The organism is Glutamicibacter sp. AOP12-B1-11 (genome assembly GCF_052379245.1).
In the GTDB taxonomy this organism is placed as follows: Bacteria; Actinomycetota; Actinomycetes; order Actinomycetales; family Micrococcaceae; genus Glutamicibacter.
Genome location: NZ_JBQSYL010000010.1, coordinates 31,552 through 47,561 on the forward strand (window position 1 = coordinate 31,552; position 16,010 = coordinate 47,561).

General features: G+C 61.1%; 17 protein-coding genes. 11 read left to right on the plus strand and 6 right to left on the minus strand.

Translation table 11 applies throughout. The annotated features are described in order from the left end of the window. Positions 1-139 precede the first annotated feature (139 nt). The 3 genes from ACT3UQ_RS07570 to ACT3UQ_RS07580 all read left to right on the plus strand — a co-directional run bounded on the left by ACT3UQ_RS07570 (position 140) and on the right by ACT3UQ_RS07580 (position 3,248). The gene (locus tag ACT3UQ_RS07570) at positions 140-1,741 is read left to right on the plus strand and encodes an ABC-F family ATP-binding cassette domain-containing protein (protein ID WP_096288781.1); all 1,602 of its coding nucleotides are present in this window, start codon (positions 140-142) and stop codon (positions 1,739-1,741) included. A gap of 395 nt (positions 1,742-2,136) precedes the next feature. Further along, a complete protein-coding gene (locus ACT3UQ_RS07575; RefSeq protein WP_141393608.1) occupies positions 2,137-2,919 on the plus strand; it encodes a hypothetical protein in 783 nt (260 codons plus the stop codon). Next, on the plus strand, positions 2,916-3,248 hold the full coding sequence (locus tag ACT3UQ_RS07580) for a transcriptional regulator (RefSeq protein WP_096288777.1): 333 nt from the start codon (positions 2,916-2,918) through the stop codon (positions 3,246-3,248). The genes ACT3UQ_RS07575 and ACT3UQ_RS07580 overlap by 4 nt, the downstream gene beginning before the upstream one ends. A 671-nt stretch (positions 3,249-3,919) precedes the next feature. Here the strand turns inward: ACT3UQ_RS07580 and ACT3UQ_RS07585 are convergent. From ACT3UQ_RS07585 to ACT3UQ_RS07595, 3 genes are read right to left on the minus strand one after another with little or no spacing between them, the layout of a single operon-like run. Then, a complete protein-coding gene (locus tag ACT3UQ_RS07585) occupies positions 3,920-4,831 on the minus strand; it encodes an SURF1 family cytochrome oxidase biogenesis protein (RefSeq protein WP_444620937.1) in 912 nt (303 codons plus the stop codon). Beyond that, entirely contained in the window at positions 4,832-5,074 is a 243-nt protein-coding gene (locus ACT3UQ_RS07590) for an acetone carboxylase (RefSeq protein WP_444620938.1), read from the minus strand. Beyond that, complete coding sequence (locus ACT3UQ_RS07595; RefSeq protein ID WP_444620939.1) at positions 5,075-5,479, minus strand: DUF3099 domain-containing protein; 405 nt, start codon at positions 5,477-5,479, stop codon at positions 5,075-5,077. Between the two features lie 209 nt (positions 5,480-5,688). Between ACT3UQ_RS07595 and ACT3UQ_RS07600 the strand changes: the two genes are divergently transcribed. Together ACT3UQ_RS07600 and ACT3UQ_RS07605 are read left to right on the plus strand one after the other, a co-directional pair. Continuing rightward, positions 5,689-6,411, plus strand: a complete 723-nt coding sequence (locus tag ACT3UQ_RS07600; protein ID WP_096288768.1) for a beta-ketoacyl-ACP reductase — start codon at positions 5,689-5,691, stop codon at positions 6,409-6,411. A gap of 41 nt (positions 6,412-6,452) precedes the next feature. Further along, positions 6,453-7,202 (plus strand): SDR family oxidoreductase, encoded by a 750-nt coding sequence (locus ACT3UQ_RS07605; RefSeq protein WP_096288766.1) that lies wholly within the window; start codon positions 6,453-6,455, stop codon positions 7,200-7,202. 132 nt (positions 7,203-7,334) lie between these two features. On the opposite strand, the gene ACT3UQ_RS07610 is transcribed toward ACT3UQ_RS07605, so the two are convergent. The 3 genes from ACT3UQ_RS07610 to serB all read right to left on the minus strand — a co-directional run bounded on the left by ACT3UQ_RS07610 (position 7,335) and on the right by serB (position 11,029). After that, the gene (locus ACT3UQ_RS07610) at positions 7,335-8,129 is read right to left on the minus strand and encodes a GNAT family N-acetyltransferase (protein ID WP_096284293.1); all 795 of its coding nucleotides are present in this window, start codon (positions 8,127-8,129) and stop codon (positions 7,335-7,337) included. Between the two features lie 76 nt (positions 8,130-8,205). Further along, on the minus strand, positions 8,206-9,945 hold the full coding sequence (locus ACT3UQ_RS07615) for a VanW family protein (RefSeq protein ID WP_444636857.1): 1,740 nt from the start codon (positions 9,943-9,945) through the stop codon (positions 8,206-8,208). A gap of 160 nt (positions 9,946-10,105) precedes the next feature. Further along, the gene (serB, locus tag ACT3UQ_RS07620) at positions 10,106-11,029 is read right to left on the minus strand and encodes a phosphoserine phosphatase SerB (protein WP_444620942.1); all 924 of its coding nucleotides are present in this window, start codon (positions 11,027-11,029) and stop codon (positions 10,106-10,108) included. A gap of 480 nt (positions 11,030-11,509) precedes the next feature. On the opposite strand from serB, the gene ACT3UQ_RS07625 reads away from it, so the two are divergent. The 6 genes from ACT3UQ_RS07625 (at position 11,510) to ACT3UQ_RS07650 (ending at position 16,010) form a co-directional block, all read left to right on the plus strand. Then, positions 11,510-12,301 (plus strand): ABC transporter ATP-binding protein, encoded by a 792-nt coding sequence (locus tag ACT3UQ_RS07625; protein ID WP_444636858.1) that lies wholly within the window; start codon positions 11,510-11,512, stop codon positions 12,299-12,301. A gap of 14 nt (positions 12,302-12,315) precedes the next feature. After that, positions 12,316-13,122, plus strand: coding sequence for a sulfite exporter TauE/SafE family protein (locus tag ACT3UQ_RS07630; RefSeq protein ID WP_096284302.1), 807 nt, complete (start codon positions 12,316-12,318; stop codon positions 13,120-13,122). After that, complete coding sequence (locus tag ACT3UQ_RS07635; protein ID WP_255248360.1) at positions 13,115-13,954, plus strand: TrmH family RNA methyltransferase; 840 nt, start codon at positions 13,115-13,117, stop codon at positions 13,952-13,954. The genes ACT3UQ_RS07630 and ACT3UQ_RS07635 overlap by 8 nt, the downstream gene beginning before the upstream one ends. A 133-nt stretch (positions 13,955-14,087) precedes the next feature. Further along, positions 14,088-14,345 carry a type B 50S ribosomal protein L31 gene (locus tag ACT3UQ_RS07640; RefSeq protein ID WP_096284304.1) on the plus strand — a complete coding sequence of 86 codons (258 nt, stop codon included), beginning with the start codon at positions 14,088-14,090 and terminating at the stop codon, positions 14,343-14,345. Between the two features lie 178 nt (positions 14,346-14,523). Beyond that, positions 14,524-15,105: a carboxymuconolactone decarboxylase family protein gene (locus tag ACT3UQ_RS07645; RefSeq protein ID WP_096284306.1), complete on the plus strand. Its 582-nt coding sequence runs from the start codon at positions 14,524-14,526 to the stop codon at positions 15,103-15,105. Between the two features lie 5 nt (positions 15,106-15,110). Then, the gene (locus ACT3UQ_RS07650) at positions 15,111-16,010 is read left to right on the plus strand and encodes an RNA polymerase sigma-70 factor (protein WP_444636859.1); all 900 of its coding nucleotides are present in this window, start codon (positions 15,111-15,113) and stop codon (positions 16,008-16,010) included.

The following is a 16,010-nucleotide window of genomic DNA, read 5'->3' on the forward strand; positions in this document are numbered from 1 at the left end:
GCGGGCGGCGGCTTTTTGCTTCCGATGTCGATTCGCACACAGTAAGGCATAACCCAGCTGGGCGACCGGTAGGATAGTAAAGTTGCCCTTGATAGGGCCAATAGATTTTCCTTACCCCGTTTCGAAAGGGCCACACCATATGATTTCCGTAGCCAACCTTGAGCTACGCGTCGGCGCCCGCTTGCTGATGGACGAAGTAAACTTCCGGATTGACAAGGGCGACAAGATCGGACTGGTGGGTCGTAACGGTGCCGGTAAGACCACCATGACCAAGGTTCTGGCCGGGGAAACCCAGCCAACCGGCGGCGACGTGTCAAACAAGGGCTCCATCGGCTACCTGCCGCAGGACCCGAAGACTCCGGACATGGAGCAGCTCGCGCGCGACCGCATCCTGGCGGCCCGCGGGCTGGATATCGTGCTGAACAAGCTGGCCAAGAACCGCGAGGAGATGGCCAGCGAAGACGCCAGCATCTCCGCCAAGGCCATGCGCCGCTACGACCGACTGGAAGCCGAGTTCATGGCCGCCGGCGGTTATGCCGCAGAATCCGAAGCCGCCGCGATCTGTTCGAATCTGGATCTGCCAGAACGCATCCTGGACCAGCCGTTGAGCACGCTCTCCGGTGGTCAGCGCCGCCGTGTGGAGCTTGCCCGCATCCTCTACTCGGACGCCGAAACGCTGCTGCTTGACGAGCCGACCAACCACTTGGACGCCGACTCCATCACCTGGCTGCGCGACTTCATCAAGAATTATGCCGGCGGCGTGCTGATGATCAGCCACGATACCGGCCTGCTGGACGCCACCGTGAACAAGGTGCTCTTCCTGGACGCCAACCGCGCCACGGTGGATGTCTACAACATGAATTGGAAGCGCTACCAGGTCCAGCGCGAAACCGACGAGCGCGCCCGCAAGCGCGAGCGCGGCAACATCGAGAAGAAGGCCTCGGTCTTGACGGCGCAGGCCAACAAGATGAAGGCCCGTGCCTCCGGTGCCTCCGCCGCCCAGTCGATGCTCAAGCGTGTGGACCGCATGCTCTCGGGACTCGAGGATGTGCGTGCCAACGATCGTGTCGCGGCGCTGCGCTTCCCGGATCCTGCCCCTTGCGGCAAGACCCCGCTGATGGCCGAGGGCCTGTCGAAGGCCTATGGTTCGCTGGAAATCTTCACCGACGTGTCCTTGGCAATCGACCGCGGTTCCAAGGTAGTCATCCTGGGCCTGAACGGTGCCGGTAAGACCACCTTGCTGCGCATGCTGGCCGGTGTCTCCGAACCAGACACCGGTGAGATCGTTCCGGGCCACGGCCTGAAGATCGGCTACTTCGCCCAGGAGCACGACACCCTGGATACCGAAGCCACCGTGCTGGAGAACATGCGCCGCAACGCGCCCGATCACCTCAACGATGCAGACGTGCGTTCGATCCTCGGCTCGTTCATGTTCGTCGGCGATGATGTGTCCAAGTCCGCCGGGGTGCTCTCCGGCGGCGAGAAGACCCGTCTGGCCCTGGCGACCATCGTGGCTTCCAGCGCGAATGTGCTCTTGCTCGATGAGCCGACTAACAACCTCGACCCCGCCTCGCGCGGAGAGGTGCTTGGCGCGCTGTCCACCTTCCCGGGTGCCGTGGTCATGGTCAGCCACGATGAGGGCGCGGTGTCGGCCCTGAAGCCTGAACGCGTGGTCATCTTGCCCGATGGCGACGAAGACCTGTTCAACGACGGCTACCTGGAATTGGTCTCACTGACCTAAATCAGCGACTGCACATTCATCGCGGGCCGGCACACTTGCACAGTGTGCCGGCCCTTGGTGTTATATCCAGCCGTGAGGTTAAGTCTGCACTGTCTGCCGTCGGCTCGTGAAAATTCGTCCAAAGACGGGGATATTAGAAAATCCGGAGGCGGTGCACGCTTCCGGGAACTTGAGCACCTGGCTAAAACTATCGGAATTAACAGGTTCTGGCTCGAAGTAGCCGGTTGAAGTGCTGATCCATATCCACTTTCCAAGGAGAAAGTTCCTGCTATCTTGGAAGTATGGATAGTTCACCTGCTGACGATGGTCTTGATGGGTGGCCGCACCCCGACCCGAAGACTGCCGCTCGAATGCTGGAGGAGGCCAAACGGGTAGATGCTCGCACACAGGAACTAGTGGCCCAGAACCTCCAGTCCGCCCGTAGCAAATGGAAACCGGCGGTGTTCTTTACATATATAGCAACTTTTCTGTTGGTATTTACCGGACCTCTAGGGCATCTTGGCATTTCGGATGCATACGCCGGGCGGCTATGTGCGACATTGCTAATCCTGCCCATGCTTATGTACACGTTATTGATTCAGGGTGCTAATCATCGGGAATCGGCCTCAGCAGTTATTGTGTTGAAAGGTCGCAAGTTGGTTAGTGTCTTATTCGCCGTCCTTTTATTTGCGGCATTGCCGACTGCAAGTATGTTGGGAATCGCCATACCGTGGTGGATGTGTCTTGTAACCGCAGCGCTCATAGTCTTACCGATGGCTGCGAGCACGTTGGCCGGGCGCCGGCGCACCGGGAACCAGGTGCAGCAGAGTCGCAGAGCATGGAATCTCGCGCCGCTGAACCTCCGTACTCGGCTTGGCACTCTCGCAGCGGCCCTCTACTTAGGAATCGCGATTTTCTCGCTCTATTTTTCCTGGTTCGCTCTCGCCCAGTTCGTAATGAGCATGTTAATGTTGGCGCTGGTCATTTTAGGTGCCTCCAGCAGAGGATTGGTCAAACTCGGTGCCCACTGGAGAGATCAAGAGTGGTTCGCTTTCGGATTGTCGTTTTTCTTGTACCAGTTGTCCATGCTGGTCGCTATACGCACGACATGGGACTCTCCTGTAGTTGGAGTCGTAAGCGCGATCGTTGTTGCGCTTCCCATGGCTCTCGGCGCGTTACTTAGCAAGCAACGATCATGAGCGGCGGAGAGAATGAGAAACAGCATCCACGACACCAACTGGATGATGCTTTGCTCACACCAGTTCGGTTTTCGCTCATGGCCGCGGTGCGAGAAGACGCAGAATTCGATTTTGCAACATTGCGGGACATGATTGAAACAGAAGATTCAACCCTTAGCAAAGCGATCAGCTACCTGCAAAAAACTGGCTATGTTGTGCCGCGAAAAGGGTATGTCGCAAATAAACCACGTACTTGGGTGCGTGCGACTCCGGCAGGAACTGCCGCATTTAGGCGTCATCTCGCAGCGCTTCAAGAAATTGCAGCTGGGCACGGCGAAGATCTGAGCTAATTCAGCAGCAGTGGATCGTCCGTTATAAAATTGTTCGGTTCCAGCAGGTTCACAATCTAACTCGTCTGGCGTGCCGCACTCTCGGAATCGCATACAGTTTTCACCAATTGTAAGAACGTCAGTTGATCAGATGCGACCATCACGGTAGCTGATTCGTTGTTCAGAATCTCTAGCCACTGGATTTGGAGTAGCTTCACAATTTTGAACCTGTTCTGATGGTTACCCAATCGCCCCAACCGCAAATTAATGCAGGGGGGTATAGATTGGTCTCACCGCAGTACGGTTCAATCCGCTCAAGATAGGACAGCGCAAGCTGCCGGAACGACTGGTTCCGCACACAGCGCTCCGCGCCTTCCTGCGATTCAACAGATTCAACTGACTTGAACCGGCCGCCGAACCAACGTTTTGTAAATTATCGGTAGCCTGACGCAATCCCGGGCAAAATTTTCCAAGATATTCCGGGTCGCTAAATCACTGGCGAAATGGCTAGGGCACCGAGATATCTCGTTGGAGCTCGGATACCAGCCTGCGATGTGGAGACGATCCCTGGACGCAAGCAGCAACCCGGGGGGCTGATCCAAGATGCCGACGCACCTCGCTTGGGGGCAGATTCTCAGCTGAAACAACTGACCCTAACCGAGTTCCGGTTAGGGTCTGAAGTTTTGCTGTACTCAGCGCGATTCGCTGGAGGAGCCGGCGTCGCGCGGTTCATCGAGCATCGCGTCCTCGTAGGCCTCGTCGGTCAGCGTGCCGTCGCGCCTGAACTTCTTCTCCTGCTTTGCGCGCAGCTTGCGCACCCGGTGCACCGGTTCGTCGAAGCCCAGTGCCTTCGCCTCGGCCAGCTCGGCGGCGTCTTCGGCGTTGATCTTTCGCTGTTGCTTCACCGCGTACCAGAAGCCGACGAAGGCAAGCACGCCGAAGGCGTACCACTGGTAGGAGTAGGACAGGTGCGGGCCTTCATCGGTGTCTGGCTTGTCCAGCGCAAGCGGCGTCGTGGCCGGCGCCGGATCTTCCGCGTACATGATGCCGTAGGCGCCTTCGGCGATTGGGTAGCCAAGATCCGCGGCATAGCCCGGCAGGAAGATGGAGGCTAGCTGGCCCTCGGGGGCACCACGATCCAGTTTGACTTCGGTTGGCTTCAGCCGAGCCTCCAGCGTGACGGTGCCCGTTGGGGGAGCCGGGACCTCATCGGGGCGACCGTTTTCGGAGTTGCCGATGGGCAGGTAGCCGCGGTCGATAATGACCGTGGCGCCGGTTTCGGTGCGGAAAGGCACCAGCACCTCATAGCCCGGACGGGCCGCCTTGATGCGGTTGCGCACGATACGTGTGTCCTCGGCGAGGTACTGGCCGGTGAGCTTCACCGTCATCCAGGTATCTTCTTCGGGCAGCGCGTCGAACTTGGCCAGGGCCGCATTCCCGGAGACCGGTTCGGCATCGTAGTTGTTGTTCACGTGGGTGATCGCGGTGAGCACTTCGGCGCGGCGATCAGCCTGCCATTTGCCAAGACCCGTGCAGGCTGCGGCGAAGATCACGACGAGCAGCAACCAGCCCACCCAGCGGGTGCTGGCCAAAAAACGGTACATTTACTGATTGGCTCCTTCGCCCATTGGCAGGGTTTCCTTATAGAGCAAGCGTTCCTTGAGGTAGGTCTCCAGCCATTCGCGATGCTCTTGGCAGGCCAACCAGATCTTGCGTCGTTCCGGGGTGTGGATTTTGGGGTTATTCCACAAAAGCTGGAATTCGGCTGGCTGGCGGCATCCCTTGCGGGAGCACTGCACCGGGGCCGGGGCGGAATTTGCGCCACCAAGCGAACCTAGCAGATCCATTTACTGCTCCTTCGGAGTCTCGGTTGGCGGGGCGGGCTCGATAAGTGTGCCGTCGATGATGACCACTTCTGGTTCCTCGACCCCGGTGGCCTGGACCTTGTTTTCAAGCTGTTCCGGTTCGGTGCCCGTGAAGAACTCCGCCGGCGGCTCACGCTTGGTCAGATCTGCACCGCCATTGGCGATGACTACCGCGATATAAGGAAGAACGATCGCCCCGGCCAGCATGACCCAGCGAATCCAGCCCTCAAAAAAGAAAGCCAGGATGAAGCACACCATGCGCACGGTCATGGATATCGTGTATTTGCGTACACGCAGATCGCGCTCGGAGCTATGGGACTCGTGCGCTTCGGTAATGCGATGAACCGGCTGGTCCTTGGGACCGGGGTTCGAGTGCTGGTGTGACATGGCTTTCGAACTTCGCTCAACGGGGTTATTTCTGCCCCTATTCTCTCACTTGAGCCTGTGAGAACCGAATTTCTACATGCCGTCGAAGCGGTAATACTGCGGGGTAGCTAATAGGATTGTTCTCGGAGTAGCTACTGACCTAAGCAAAGTGCCTGATCCTTCGCCCGCAAATCGACGGCGTGCAGGAGATGCATGGATGGAGAAAAACATTGAGCACGGATACCACCAACGGCCGCAGCGTACTGGTCACCGGCGGAAACCGCGGAATCGGCCTGGCCATTGCGCGTTCTTTCGAAGCTAACGGCGACAAGGTAGCGATCACTTACCGCAGTGGAGAGGTGCCTGCCGGGCTGCTGGGCGTGAAGGCGGATGTCACCGACGCGGAGTCGATCGACGCGGCCTTCAAAGAGGTCGAAGCGGCTCACGGCCCGGTCGAGGTGCTTGTCGCAAACGCCGGTGTTACCAAAGACACCCTCCTGTTGCGCATGAGCGAAGACGACTTCACCTCGGTGATCGATACGAACCTGACCGGCGCCTTCCGTGTGATCAAACGCGCAACCAAGGGCATGCTGCGCCTGAAGCGTGGGCGCATAGTGCTCATCTCCTCGGTGGTGGGGCTCTACGGCTCGCCGGGCCAGATCAACTACGCCGCGTCCAAGGCCGGACTGGTGGGTATCGCCCGTTCGCTGACCCGCGAGCTGGGTTCGCGCAATATCACCGCCAACGTGGTCGCCCCGGGCTTCATCAATACCGAAATGACCGCCGTGCTTCCGGAAGAAACCCAGAAGTCGTACCTGCAGTCCATCCCGGCCAACCGCTTCGCCGAACCCGAAGAGGTTGCCAACGTGGTCCGCTGGGTTGCCAGCGACGAAGCGGCCTACATCTCCGGTGCCGTGATCCCGGTCGATGGCGGCTTGGGCATGGGCCACTAGAACTACCCCCAATCTTCAATCATCCTAAGGAGTAAGAAAAGTTGAGCGAATACAAGGGTGCAATTGTCACCGGTTCTTCCCGCGGCATCGGCGCTGTCACCGCACAGATCCTCGCCGAACAGGGTGTCGGCGTGGTGATCAACTACCGCGCTAAGGCGCCACGAGCCAACAAGATCGTGAGCACCATCGAGGAAAAGGGCGGCAAGGCTGTCGCCGTCGGCTCGGACCTGACCACCGTCGAGGGCCCGCAGGCCTTGGTCGACGCAGCGGTCGAAAACTTCGGTTCCCTCGACGTGCTGGTGCTGAACGCCTCCGGCGGCATGGAAACCTCCATGGGGGAGAACTACGCGCTGCGCTTGAACCGTGACGCGCAGGTCGCAATGCTCGAGGCGGCCCTGCCAAAGCTGAGCGAGGGCGGCCGCGTGGTCTTCGTGACCAGCCACCAGGCGCACTTCATCAAGCAGGTCTCCACCATGGATGCCTACGACCAAGTCGCGCAGTCCAAGCGTGCGGGTGAAGACGCCTTGCGCGAGTTCATCCCGAGGCTGGCCGAGAAGAATATCGACTTCGTTGTCGTCTCCGGCGACATGATCGAGGGCACCATCACCGCGACCTTGCTCAACCGCGTAGAACCAGGCGCCATCGAGGCCCGCCGCGAGGCCGCCGGCAAGCTGTACTCCGTCGAGGAGTTCGGCGCCGAGGTTGCCAAGATGGTCTTCGCCGAGGTGGAAACCGGTCACACCGAGTACGTTGGCGGCGCCGAGGACTTCCTGAAGCAGGCAGGCCAGTAACTACCTGCTGATCAGCTGATCAACTCCAAAGCCTGTTGCCCGCCCCCATAGTTGGGGGCGGGCAACAGGCTTTTTAAGCATCCTATCGAGGGGGCATGCCGTCGTGGCTGGCCAGCGAAGAATCCGCTGAGGTTAGCATGTCCACTGATAGGGGGTGGTTGCGGAGACCTTCAGCAGACCATAGCGTTCGAGGATGGGACGGGAGTACTCGGTAGAGTCGCTATGGATCAGCGTTTTGCCCAACTTCAGCGCGGAGCGGGCCCGGGCAGCCGTCAGCGCACGGTAGATCCCTCTTCCGCGCCATTGCTCAAGGGTTCCGCCGCCCCAGATGCCTGCAAATTGCGTTCCGGGAACGGGTTCAAGCCTTCCGGCACTGACGATCTGCCCATTGGCTTCGGCAACCCAGAGTTCCATCCCGTCATCGGTGGCCAGGCGCTGCAACACCGCCTCGGCGTGATGCTCCGACACCGGATCGCCGAAGGCCTCATCCTGCATCGCACACATCGCGCGCACTTCTGTCTCGGTTGAAACTTGGCGCAGCCGAACGCCCGCCGGCAACTCGACGTCCACCGCGAGATCCGCTGCCGGCCCAATCATGATGGACTCGGATTCTTCGGCAACGAATCCATGGGCTAGCAACTCGTCGTGCAGTCCGGGTGCATGATCGTGGCCGCGCGTCTTCCACTCAACCCGGGTGATCTCGGGCGCTAGTTCGTAGTGGGTCAATGCCTCGCCAACTAGGCTGGAAAGATCAATCCCGCTGGCCCGGTCAACGTGCGGGTAGGTGATGAACCCTCGGCCCTTCGCGAAGCTCACCAGGCGCAGTGGACCGAGCCGTGCCACGTTGAGCGCGCTCGGCGTTTCTGCATCGGTGCGAAGCTGCTCGTCGTATAAACCAAGAAATTCTGCGGCCAATGCTGTGCCCATGGTTGGTTCCCGCCTGCCGGATGGATCAAAAGGGCGCCTCCTGAATAATCAGAAGGCGCCCTGGGAAGTTGTGCGGTTACGGCTTCTCGCCGCAGACCACCTTGTGCCATGGCTGGTAGGTCCAGCTCTTGACATCCGGTGGCAGGGTTTTCGAACCGTCAACCGTCGTGCGATTGCGCGTGATGTCGATGGTGAAGCCCTTCTGCCCGCCGCTTTCGGAAACACATTCCTTGGCGGTGTTGTACTTGATCTCCGGGTTCGTCTGGTTGTACTTGCCCGAGCTCTTCTGCGAGACCTTCCAATAATCGGTGCTCCACAGCCGAGTGTGCACCCGGTCCCCGGATACCCAGGCCTGGATCATCACACCATAGGGGGAGTTGTTCTTCCAGATCATGTCGACCGAGCCTTCCCACAGGGTGGCTTCGCGCCCCGCCGGGTAGCGTTCGAACCAGCGGGAGTGCGGCTTGTGGGTGACGTCGTCGTAGCCGGCAAGGAAGCCGACGTTGTACAACTGGGTAGAGATCTGCGACAGGCCGCCGCCAACTGCTTCAGTGGAGAAGCCGTCGACCACCACACCGGAACCGAAGTAGCCGTTGGCCACGGTGATTGGGCCCAGGGCCTCGAGCAGCGAGAAGTTCTCCCCGGGCTCGATCACGGTTCCGTTGATGCGTGCCGAGCCCGCACGCAGGTTCTTGGTGCGGACCGTGTCATTGGCCGGGTAGGGGGTCGAGAATTCGACGATCTCTTCCTTGATGCCCAGCTTCTTGGCGTCTTCGGTGGTGAAGTCGGCTTCCGAAGCACTCAGCACCACCTTTGCGGTGCGTTCCTTGGTTTCGGTCGCGGCCAGTACCTTGGCACCGAGGCCCTTGGTCTCGAGCGCGACACCGGGCACCGATTTCTTGATGGTGGGCTTGCCGTTTGCCAGCGTGATGCGGGCGTTCTTGGCCGTGCTGCTCAGCTCGGAATTCTTGGTCGCCGCGTTGAAAAGCTTCTTGTCGTCCAGGGTGATGGCCGGGGCGCCGTCCTTCGGCGTGTAGCTGGCCGCGGCGGCGATCGAAGCGGTCGAAATGTCGACTTTCTTCTGATCTGAGGTCAAGGTGACCTTGTCCTTGAGCAAGGACTTCACCTGGTCGTCATAGAAGGACTGCAAGGCATCGGGGGAAATCTCCGGCTTGGTGACCTCGCTGGGCAGCTCAATCCCGGCGGCGCCGATGCGCCATTCTTCGCTCAGCAAGCTGGCGGCCTCATCTTGCTTCAATACGACGCCATCAACGGGCGCGACGAGCGTTGCCTTGCCCTCGGCGAAGGTGACATCTCCCTCGGCGACCTCGGCGTTTGCCTTCTTGGCCAGCGCCTGAAGTTCGGTGTTGAGCTTGTCGTTGTCTACGTCGATGCTCGCGGTGGCGGTGTATTTGCCGGTTAAGCGATCGAGCAGATCGGCCGGGTTTGCTTCGTATCCGGTCAGGTCCGCGACCGTGTCATCGATGTTGAGCGTCAGCCCCGCCTTGGCCGGATCAATTTTGTAGCTCTGGGCATTTACCAGGACCTCGAAGGGCTCCTCCGCCAAGGGCGCCACGGATTCACTCAGGGCAGCTCGTGCTTCGTCCTGGCTCATCGAACCGATGTTCACCCCGGCGATGCTCGTATTAGCCGGGATCTGGGCGCTCACGAAGGCTGCACCGCCGAAATAGAGCGCCGCGGCAGCCACCACGCACGAACCGGTAATGATCCAGGGCTTGGCCTTGCTCTTGGCCTTGCCCTTGGAACCGTTGCGAGCGGAGGGTGAGGATGAACTGTCCGGGGAGGGAGTCTGCACTTGTCTGTTAGCTCTTTCGAAAAGCGATTGGGGTCGGGCACGGTACGTGAATTATTACTTCCAAGTACAGCAATGCACCAAAAGAAATACTAACGGGTGGAGCAACCGACACGCGGTGTTGTGTGAGCAATCGCCTGAATTGTTATCGAGTTGTTGGATTTCAGGCCGCCAGGTCATTCAATACTAGGTCGGCGATCACATCCAGGCGGCCAAAATCGATGCGCGCGCCCGCTTGCTCACGCAGCGCCGGCTTCGCGTTGAAGGCTACACCCAGTCCTGCGGCGTTGACCATGTCCAAATCGTTGGCACCGTCCCCGGCGGCGATGGTTGCCTCCATGCCGATGCCGTGTTCGGCCGCCCAGGCGCGCAGCATCTTTTCCTTCATGGCGCGATCCACGATCTGGCCATGCACGGTGCCGTCGAGCAGACCCGCGGTGATGCCCAGGGTATTTGCCAGCGCGTGGTCCAGCTTGAGCTCTGCCGCCAAGGGGTCCAGGATCTGTTGGAATCCGCCGGAGACCACGCCGACCAGGTGCCCGGCTGCATGGAAGCGCTGCACCAGTTCGCGTGCGCCGTCGGAGTAGACCACGCGCGCAATGACTTCGCTCAAGACGGTTTCCGGCAGGTCTTTGAGTGTGGCCACACGCTGAACCAGCGATTGGGCGAAGTCCAATTCCCCGCGCATCGCAGCTTCGGTGACCGCGGCGACCTCCTCCTCGCGCCCGGCATGGGCCGCAAGCAATTCGATGACTTCCTGCTTGATCAGGGTTGAATCGACATCCATCAGCAGCAGCATGCGCGGCGCATCGGTCAGCGCGGAATCCACCACGGTCACGCAGGCGTCCGCAGCCGCAAGCGCACCGGTTGCGACGTAGGCGTCAAAGGCCTCTTGCGCCTCGATTCGCAATGCGGTCGAATCAGCATTCTCGATGCGCACCCTTGCCACCATGCGCTCGGCTGAATGCTGCACGCTCAAGGCGGCGTCGGCGGCGAGGGGCAGGGCCTTGCCCACATGGTCGATGAGCGAATCGAAAGTTTCGCGGGGTAGTGCCGGGCGGGAGACGAGGGTCAAAGTTGAAGCCATGAAACTATTTTCGTCTCTGGAGCCAAGTACGACCAAACATGACGGTCGGTTCCTTTCCGCTGGCGGTAGAGCCAATGCACTTGTACACGTTGGTTCAATGAGTTTCGGATGGCCAATCTGCCAGCAGGCCTGATGGGCGCGAGCGATCCGTTGCCGGGATTACCCAGCTCGGCGCGCACCATCTGCTCGGGTGAGTCTGGTTTCTTGTCCTTGACCACCGAGCGAGTGAGGATTTCCGCAGCAGAATTCGGCTCACCGATGCCGAAAGCGAGAAACTGCCCGGTGCCGGGTTAGCTTCTCGCCGCGCACTCAGCGGGAAGCCTGCCGGTGATCCGCGTCCTTGACAAGCGGGGTACGCGCCACGGCTAGACTGCTATTCGGTGCTCGGCCGGTCCACCACCGGCTGTGGAGTCATATTGCACAGCTGCAGCGGTGTTTTCAATTAGTGAATCAGAGAACGAAAGTCTAGGCTTAAAAACCATGAGCGAAGTGCTAACTTTCAACGATGTCAGCGTGGTGCGCGGGGGTAAAGACCTGCTCAAAGACGTGTCCTGGGAAGTCACAGAAGGCCAGCGGTGGATTGTGCTGGGCCCCAATGGCGCCGGCAAGTCAACCCTGATGAACATTGCAGCCACCCGTCTGCATCCCTCCCGCGGCACCGCGGGCATTTTGGGCGAAACCATGAGCAAGGTCGATGTTTTCGAACTGCGGCCGCTGATCGGCTTGAGCTCGGCACTGGTCGCCAACGCCATTCCCGGCAACGAGACCGCGCTGAACGTGGTCCTCACCGCCGCGTACGGGATGACCGGGCGCTGGCGCGAGAAGTACGAACGCCTCGACGAACGCCGGGCCTTCTCGATGCTCCACCAGTGGGGCATGTCCACCTTCATGAACCAGCCATTCGGCAAGCTATCCGAAGGCGAGCGCAAGCGCGTACTCATCGCCCGTGCGCTGATGACCGACCCGGAACTGCTGATTCTCGATGAACCAGCCGCAGGCCTGGATCTCGCCGGGCGCGAAGAACTGGTGACCAAGCTCACCGAGCTGGCCGCCGATGAAGACTCCCCGGCCTTGGTGCTGGTGACCCACCACCTCGAGGAAATACCGCCTGGCTTCACCCACATCTTGATGCTCAAGGACGGCGAAGTGGTTGCCTCGGGCGATATCGCCTCCACCCTGACCGAGGAAAACCTCAAGGCAACCTACGGGATGGAGCTGAGCATGCGCGAAGACGCCGGCCGCTACTCCGCCGTCGCGCGCCGCCAAGGCTAAGGACGCGCTGAACTGTGATCGAATTTTGGCGTGAAGCGTTAATCCTGCTCGGCGGACTGTGGGCGGGAACCATCAACACGGTGGTGGGGTCGGGCACGCTGGTGACCTTCCCCATCCTGGTCGCATTGGGAATCACCCCGGTCAACGCGGTCGTCTCCAACGCCATGGGCCTGATCGCCGGAGGCTTCTCCGGCGCCTGGGGCTACCGCCGCGAAGCGGCCAGCGTGAAGAAGACCCTGCTGAAACTGGTGCCGGTCTCCCTGATCGGCGGACTGATCGGTTCGCTGCTGCTGCTGAACCTGCCCGAATCGGTGTTCGGTGTGGTCGCCCCGGTGCTGCTGCTCTGCGCCTTGGTGCTGGTCATCTACCAGCCGAAGCTCGCCGCCTGGGCCAAAACCCGGCAAGCGCAGCGCGGCGGAAGCGACCCGGACGACGCGGACCGCGCGAAGATCCCGCTGATCCTCTACGTGCTGGTCTTTGTCATCGGCGTCTACGGCGGATACTTCACCGCCGCCCAGGGCGTGCTGCTCATGGCGGTCTTCGGCGTCTTCCTGCAGGCTTCCCTGCAGCAGTCCAACGCCATCAAGGTGATCCTTTCGCTGCTCGTGAACCTGGTCGCCGCCGGGATTTACCTGCTGATCGCACCGGAACGCATCCACTGGCTGATCGTCCTGCTGATCGCCGTCGGCTCGCTGATCGGCGGGTTCATCGGCGCGAAGGTGGGACGCAAGCTCTCCCCGGGATGGCTGCGCCTGGTCATCGTCATCCTCGGCGTCGTCGCCTTGGCGAATATGCTCTACAAGCTAGTAGCCGGTGCCTGAGATCACCAACCCCGAACGCATCCTGCGGGTCGAAGATCTGCATGATGATGCGCGTTTGGACGAATACCTGCGCCTCTCCGAAGCCCACCTGCGCATGCGCACCGACGTGGAAAACGGCCTGTACATCGCCGAAAGCACCACGGTGGTCACCCGCGCCATCAACGCCGGCCACGTGCCGCGCAGCTTCCTGCTGGCCGAAAAGCACCTGGACCAGCTGGCCGAAGAGTTCGAACGCTTCCCCGAGGTGCCGATCTTCATCGGCAACGACCGGCAGCTGCAGGACCTGGTCGGCTTCCACCTGCACCGCGGCGCGATGGCTTCGATGAACCGTCCGGCACCGCTGGACCTGGGCCAGGTGCTCACCGCCAGCTCGCGGATCGCGATCCTCGAAGACATCGCCGACCACACCAATCTCGGCGCGATCCTGCGCTCGGCCTCCGGACTGGGCGTCGACGCGGTGCTGATCACCCCGAAGTGCGTAGACCCCTGGTATCGGCGCAGCGCGCGCGTGTCCATGGGCACCGTCTTCGACCTGCCCTGGGTGCGGCTGAACTCCTGGCCAGAGGATATCGCGATCCTCAAGGACCATGGCTACACGATGCTGGCCATGGAACTGACCGAGGACGCGGTGGCGCTCAACGAGGTCGAGATGACCGAAGGAAAGAAATTTGCGATGATCCTGGGCAACGAAGGCAGGGGAGTGGCAGAGCAGACCCTGGCCTTGGTTGACCAGGCGGTGATGATCCCGATGCGCCGCGAAGTCTCCTCGCTGAACGTCGGCGCGGCCAGCGCCATTGCCTTCTGGCACCTGTGCTCCGCGCCACGCAATTGAGTTTCGCAGAACTTGGTTTTGTGGGATAGGATGGAATGTCTGTGTATCGACCCTGGTCGAGGTCGCAGGCTAATTTTCCGAGCAAGTAGCTGCTGGCAAAATCCAGTGGCCATAAACCAAAAGGTGTATAGCTATGAAGGCTGATATTCATCCACAGTACGGTCCAGTTGTCTTCAACGACCTGGCTTCCGGCGAGCAGTTCCTGACCCGTTCGACCCGTTCGTCGGACAAGACCATCGAGTGGGCAGATGGCAACACCTACCCAGTGATCGACGTCGAAATTTCGGCTGCATCGCACCCGTTCTACACCGGTAAGCAGCGCATCATGGACACCGCTGGCCGTGTCGAGCGCTTCAACGCCCGCTTCAAGGGCTTCGGCGGCAAGAAGTAATTCTTCGCCCCTCGCAAGCTTAAAACGGCGCGATTCCAGTTTGACTGGAATCGCGCCGTTTGCTTTTTAACCGGCAGCACACCGCCGGTCGATTGGCCTGCGCAGCCGAGGTGTCACAGATCCGGCGCGGGCGGTGTCTTCATGTCATAGGACCCAGAACCGACCCGCAGGAGGAGTCATGACCAGCAGGATCCCGGCCACAGAAATCACCGGTCTCTACGGTGCACTCATCAAGAAATTCAGCGCGAAGATGTTCGGCAAAGTCCCGGAATCCCTGGGCGTGATGTGGCACAACAAGCCCGTGCTCAAGGCATCCATGGGCATCGGGCAGAAGGTGCAGAAGTGGGACAGCTGCGATGAGTCGCTGAAGTCTTACGCCCATATGGCCGTGGCCTCTTTCATCGGCTGCACGTGGTGCCTGGACTACAACTACTTCATGGCGCACAACCACGGCCTGGACCTGGACAAGGCCCGGCAGATCCCGTGCTGGCGCGAGTCCGAGGTCTTCACCCCGACGGAGCGCGACGTCCTGGAGTATGCAGAGGCCATGAGCGCCACGCCCGTCTCGGTGACCGACGAACTCTCGGCACGGCTGCTCGAGCAATTGGGCGCGCCGGCGCTAGTCGAACTGACCAGCGTCATCGGCTTCGCCAACCTCACCACCCGCAGCAACGTCGCCCTCGGCATCGAATCCGAGGGATTCGCCGATTCCTGCGGGCTGAAACCGCTCGCGGAGCGCGGCGGCCGCGGAGTAGCATAGGCGGCATGAGCAACCTCGGCGCCGCTGACCTGCAGGATCCGTTCCTCGTGCACCGCGGCCTGCTCTTCACCGTCGCCTACGAGATGCTCGGCTCCGCGGCGGATGCCGAGGACGTGGTGCAGGAAGCCTGGCTCCGTTGGGCTGAACTGGACCCCGGCGTCCGCGCGGCCGTCCGCGACCCGCGGGCCTACCTCGTGCGCACCGTCAGCCGCCAGGCGCTCAACCGCCTGCGCACGCTGTCCAGGCGGCGGGAGGACTACGTCGGGCAATGGCTGCCCGAGCCCCTGCTCACCGTGCCGGATGTCGCCGAGGACGTGGAGCTGGCCGAAAGCGTCTCGATCGCCATGCTCACCATCCTCGAATCGCTCGCCCCCGTGGAGCGTGCGGTATTCGTGCTGCGCGAAGTCTTCGACGTGCCTTACGCGGAAATTGCCGAGTCCGTGGGCAAGTCGGCGGCCGCCGTGCGCCAGATCGTCAGCCGTGCACGCTCTCATGTGGCCGCCCGGCGCCCCCGCATGCGCGTGGATCGCAGCGAGCAGCGGGAAGTCGTGGAAAGCTTCCTGGCGGCGGTCACCACCGGGGATGTGCAGGGGCTGATGGACGTGCTAGCCCCCGAGGTCATACTCATCGCCGACGGCGGCGGCGTCGCCCAGGCCGTTCGGGTGCCGGTGTACGGTGCGAAGAAGGTGACCAATCTGCTGCGGCTCTTCCCGGAGGCCGCGCAAAACCCGAAGATCGCGCTTCTCTGGCTCAACGGGGCCCTGGGCATCCGCATCGACGATGAAGCAGGCGGTCCCTCACTCATAAGCCTGGTGGTGGAGGAAGGCAGGGTCGCACGGATTTTCGCCATGCGGAATCCGGACAAGCTCGGCCGCGTGGAGGCGGAAACCAGGCTGGAGCGCTAG